Raw genomic sequence first — 5,133 nt, 5'->3', positions numbered from 1 at the left:
GAAATGGGTAAATGGGCAAAATTAAGGCCAGGCGAACTTGTCCCTACCTAAAATCAGTTATTAGTTAAAAGAGGGAATAGGGAATAGGGAATAGGGAACAGGGGGAAATAATTAATTATTTCTGTAGGATAATTGATTTAATTTTTGATTGTTGGATATCTCTAATAGTATTAGAGCATCTTTCCTGGTTTCTTTTCCTCCATCAGTGTTTATTTTTCTCCATCAGTCCACTCAAATCATCTCATACCAATTCACTTAAAAGATATTACAAATAGTTTCAAACTTCAGATGTAAAAGAATTTATAGAAATTACTATAGATTGAAGGTTTTGAGCCTATAAAATCTTACTTTAGTCAGAAGTTATAAATTAAATTCTTGGTGTGAATAAATTTGAAAATAGCGAGAATGTCTTAATAGTAATGGCAAGTGTTATATAGCCAGAAGAAATGATTTGTGAGAAAAAACTGTAGGGGTTTGGTCTCCAAATCCCTTTGCACTTGGGGAAAAGAAACCAAACCCAGGATTTATAAAATCTTACAACCTATTTAGGATTGGTATATTTAAGTTTCTAGTCTAGTGTTCTAATTTTCTCGACTGCTGTAAAAAATCAGATCCTTTCAAGGAGAAAAAAAACAAAAAAACTTTTAATTAATCCTCTTATTTTTGAGAAGAGGTAATTATTAATTATTAATTGTTAATTATTAATTATTGAAGACTTCTATGATGAGTTACTGTTTTAATCCTAACTGCAAAAATCCACAAAATTCTCCGAAGGCTAAAATTTGCCAGAATTGCAATTCGCCATTATTATTAATTTCTCCAGTTATTAGTAAAGATACAGAAATAGAAAAAAAGAAAATTATTCCGTCAGTAGATAGTAATTCTACAATAATTAACCAGTCTCGTTACCGCATCCTTAAACTTATTGGATATGGTGGTTTTGGTAGAACTTTTTTAGCGGTAGATGAAGCAAGTTCTATTCAAAAAGTTTGTGTAATTAAACAATTTTTTCCCCAGAATAAAAATTATCGCCAAAATTATCCTCAATCTTCAGAAACAATTTCTAGTAGTGGAGAACTTAAGGTAAAAACAACCTCTGAAAAAGCTGTAGAATTATTTCAGCAAGAAGCACAACAATTAAAAACCTTAGGCAGTCATTCTCAAATTCCCGAATTATTTCAATCTTTTCAACAAGACGAACAACAATACCTAGTTCAAGAATATATTAAAGGTAAAAATCTTGCCCAAGAATTAGCAGAAAAAGGTGTCTTTACTGAGGCTAAAATTCGGGAATTGTTAAATGATTTATTGCCAGTATTACAGTTTGTGCATAAATCTCAAATTATTCATCGAGATATTAAGCCAGAGAATATTATTCGTCGCACTACAGGTAAACTTGTTTTGGTAGATTTTGGTGCTGCTAAGTTAGTAGAGAAAAAAGGTTTACCTCAAACAGGTACTATTATTGGTAGTGCTGCTTATACTGCTCCCGAACAACTTATGGGTAAGGCGGTTTTCGCCAGCGATATTTATAGTTTCGGTGTTACTTGTATTCATCTTTTGACTCAAGTCTCACCCTTCGATCTATTTGATAGTAGAAATAGTAAGTGGGTGTGGCGAGATTATTTAAAAATGCCTGTCAGTGAGGAACTTGGTAGAATTTTGGACAAGATGTTGCAAAGTGCTACTAATCGCCGTTATCATTCTGCCACTGCTATTCTGAGACATCTTAACCCCCAGTCTACTTATATGGAGACTGTTCATTTTTCTGCTTCTTCAGCAGTTCCGAAAAAATTAACTCCACAAGCAAAAATTCGACGAGAGTTGCAGGAAGTTTTAGCTCTTGAGTCGGTGAAAGTTCAGGTAAGTCGCGTGAAGAAAACTTTGACTGTTGTGATTAGTAGAAAATCGAACAACAAAGTTAATTATGCCAAAATTTTAAAGATAATTTCGGCTAAGTTGACCGCTCTAAAATTGCCAAATATAGATAAGGTGAAATTGTTAGGTAAAGCTCAGGGAAAAACTGTGCCAGAATGGCAACAAGTCTTGAGAATTGATCGTAAAGCTAGATGGAAAAATAAAATTGTGAGACTGCAAAAAAGTCAGGGTTTTATTAAAATATCGCAGTTAGGAACTCAGAGTTTTTGGTTGGCTAGATTTAGGGAAAGAAAATTTTGGCTAGATACTTTAATGTTTGCTTTAACGTGGTTTATTTTTGGTTATCAAATAATTATTTGGCATCCTCTAATTGCTTTGATAATTGCCTCAGCTTTTATGACGGTTAAACATCAGGTGGGAAAACAGAATAAATTGGCAACTAATAATTTATTTGCTACAGTAGCAACTATATTTTTAATAGTAGGTTTGTTAGGTTTTAGGTTTTGGATTTCTGATATTTTTGGTTTACTCTTAAGTTGTTTATTTGTAGCTCTACCGATATTTTATGTTAGGGAGGAAATGGGAATTTAGAATTGAGAATTTAGAATTGAGAAACGATGAAGTCAGGAGTCAGGATCAATAGCTTCGATGCCATTTCTTATTGTGCAAAAAACTGTAGGATTTTGGTCTCCAAACCCCATTTTCTTTGTTCCTTCCTTATTCTCTCTTAACTTGTTATTTTAAACAAATAACAAACACACAAAAAAAATCTGGTTTAGCAATTTACATCATCACTCCGAAGTTAGATTCTGTTATGAGTAATTTTCTCGAAAATATTCCTTGGGCAAAATTGAAATTTCAGACCAGAGCGCTCGACTCATCTACTTTCCTTTTTTCCTTCTTCCTTATTCCTTCAACTAAATGAATTACACACCCAAAAAATCTGGTTTAGCAATTTACATCATCACTCCGAAGTTAGATTCTGCTATGAGTAATTTTCTCGAAAATATTCCTTGGGCAAAATTGAAATTTCAGACCAGAGCGCTCGACTCATCTACTTTCCTTTTTTCCTTCTTCCTTATTCCTTCAACTAAATGAATTACACACCCAAAAAATCTGGTTTAGCAATTTACATCATCACTCCGAAGTTAGATTCTGCTATGAGTAATTTTCTCGAAAAACAAAACAAAAAATATTGTCATCTTGTGAAGCTCCAATCAACTTATGTGCTTGTTTTTCCTGTTATCAAATCTTTCGATCTATCCCTCCTCAGTGAAAAATCACTAAAATTTTCATTTTATGAAGCTCCTAAAAAATTCGCGCGTCAAAGGATTTTCGGTTGCATCCTCGCAATTTTTGTGATATTATAAAAACTATATGATGTAACTCGCCTATATGCATGATTTTTTATTCAACTAAATTTACTGGCTAAAAGACAATCAAGTATTCAGAAATTTTCCCCATGAGCGATACCAGAAATATCTTCATCTTGTAAAGCTACCATAAACTCATATCCTTGCTTTTCCCATCTAATCTATAAGTTGCTCAATGAAAAACCACTAAAATGTTCATTTGATGAAGCTCCTAAAAAAATTTGCGCCTCAAAGGATTTTCGGTTGCATCCTCACAATTTTTGTGATATTATAAAAACTATATCATGTAGCTCGCCTATATACATGATTTTTTATTCAACTTATGCCGCGATAGAACTCAGTTCCGCTTTTCGGCTGTCGCCGACATGAAACGCTGCGCGATATGTTTGCGCAGCATTCCACAGTTTTTCCTGCGGCGGCTATATCGCTCAGGTTGTAGAAAAGAAAATCAATGTAAAAGATGCCAAATTGATTCTATAGACCAATCTACTTTTCTTTTTCCTTCTTACCTCAAACAAATGACAAACACACCAAAAAAAATCTGATTTAGCAATTGATATTACCAGTCCGGAGTTAGGTTTAGCTATTAGTAATTTTCCTGAAAGTGTTCGCTCTGAAACTTGGAACTTAGGGCGAGACCCATAGACTCATCTACATTTCCTTCTTACCTCAAACAAATGACAAACACACCAAAAAAATATGGTTTAGCAATTCACACTACCAGTCCGGAGTTAGGTTTAGCTATTAGTAATTTTCCTGAAAGTGTTCGCTCTAAAACTTGGAACTTAGGGCGAGACCTATCGACTCACTTACACCAAAAATTACAAGAATTTATGCCACCTCAAACTTGGCAAGATTTAAGCTTTATTGCTGTTGCTAAAGGTCCGGGAAGTTTCACAGGTACTCGTATTGGTGTAGTCACAGCTAGAACTTTAGCTCAACAGTTAGATATCCCACTATTTGCAATTTCAACTTTAGCAACTATAGCTTGGTCATATAAACATAAAATTCAGAATTTATCCATACAAATGCCAGCTCAAAGAGAGCAGTTATTTACAGCTATTTATCAGGCAGAAGAAATGGGTATCAATCATCTTTTAGAAGATACACTAATGAATCCCGCAGCATGGGAAAAAATCTTAGAAAACTGGGAAAATTCTTATCAGTTAATTCAGGTTGAAAATGGTTTAGGAAAATATGTTGTCAATCTATTAGAATTAGCTCATTTAGAATGGCAAAAAGGAAACAGACCCCATTGGTCAGAAGCATTACCTTTTTATGGACAACATCCTGTAGAAAAGTGATAAATTAATTGCCATACTACTGAGGTAAAAAAATCTAGGTTTTAGGGAACATAGGCAACAAGCAAAAGAAAATAATAATAGGGCGTTGCTGAATCAAGGTATGAAAATAAAAACTGAATAATCTAAAATATTTGTCATTCAATAGTGAGGGCGATCGCTACCGCAATGCGGACTATTATCCCCAAGAAAATAAATCACCAATAATATAATCGTCGCTCACTAGCATGAGAAATGCTAAAGAGTTAGAGTAGGAATATTAGAGTGGGGAAAGACTTAATTTTTGCACTTTTGCCAGATTAATTTAATTTTTCTTTGTTGTTTTGATGTTAACTGACCGTAAACTTGAATAATTTCTTCATGTGTATAGTCAATAATAATTGCACTTAATTGATTAGCAGTTTTGGCTTGTCAGATTAAATCTTTTAATTTTACTAATGCTGCTTTTTGCTTCATAACTATAACTATAGGACTACCCATTAAGGTATTTGACATTGATAAAAGCTAAAAAGATATTTTAGTCAAGTTTTATATGAATGGTTTTTGGTTTTTGCTTTCCGTGTAGCAATATAGAGAGTATA

The 5,133-nt window shown here is 33.4% G+C and carries 3 protein-coding genes; all 3 read left to right on the top strand.

What is annotated here, in order from left to right; all coding sequences use genetic code 11:
* The first annotated feature begins 720 nt into the window (after positions 1-720).
* Positions 721-2,469 carry a protein kinase domain-containing protein gene (locus F6K22_RS30955; RefSeq protein ID WP_375340213.1) on the top strand — a complete coding sequence of 583 codons (1,749 nt, stop codon included), beginning with the start codon at positions 721-723 and terminating at the stop codon, positions 2,467-2,469.
* 503 nt (positions 2,470-2,972) lie between these two features.
* Positions 2,973-3,248 (top strand): hypothetical protein, encoded by a 276-nt coding sequence (locus F6K22_RS30950; protein WP_293107079.1) that lies wholly within the window; start codon positions 2,973-2,975, stop codon positions 3,246-3,248.
* 680 nt (positions 3,249-3,928) lie between these two features.
* Positions 3,929-4,555 carry a tRNA (adenosine(37)-N6)-threonylcarbamoyltransferase complex dimerization subunit type 1 TsaB gene (tsaB, locus tag F6K22_RS30945; protein WP_293107077.1) on the top strand — a complete coding sequence of 209 codons (627 nt, stop codon included), beginning with the start codon at positions 3,929-3,931 and terminating at the stop codon, positions 4,553-4,555.
* The last annotated feature ends 578 nt before the right edge of the window (positions 4,556-5,133 follow it).

The organism is Okeania sp. SIO2F4, from assembly GCF_010672385.1.
Taxonomy (GTDB): domain Bacteria; phylum Cyanobacteriota; class Cyanobacteriia; order Cyanobacteriales; family Microcoleaceae; genus Trichodesmium.
The sequence above is the reverse complement of the archived record's forward strand: the minus strand, read 5'-3'. Positions and strand labels throughout refer to the sequence as shown.

What these genes read in the sequence shown, in the direction of transcription:
- F6K22_RS30955 (WP_375340213.1), top strand. Translation starts at nt 721, where the DNA reads ATGATGAGTTACTGTTTTAATCCTAACTGCAAAAATCCACAAAATTCT.
- F6K22_RS30950 (WP_293107079.1), top strand. Translation starts at nt 2,973, where the DNA reads ATGAATTACACACCCAAAAAATCTGGTTTAGCAATTTACATCATCACT.
- tsaB (WP_293107077.1), top strand. Translation starts at nt 3,929, where the DNA reads ATGACAAACACACCAAAAAAATATGGTTTAGCAATTCACACTACCAGT.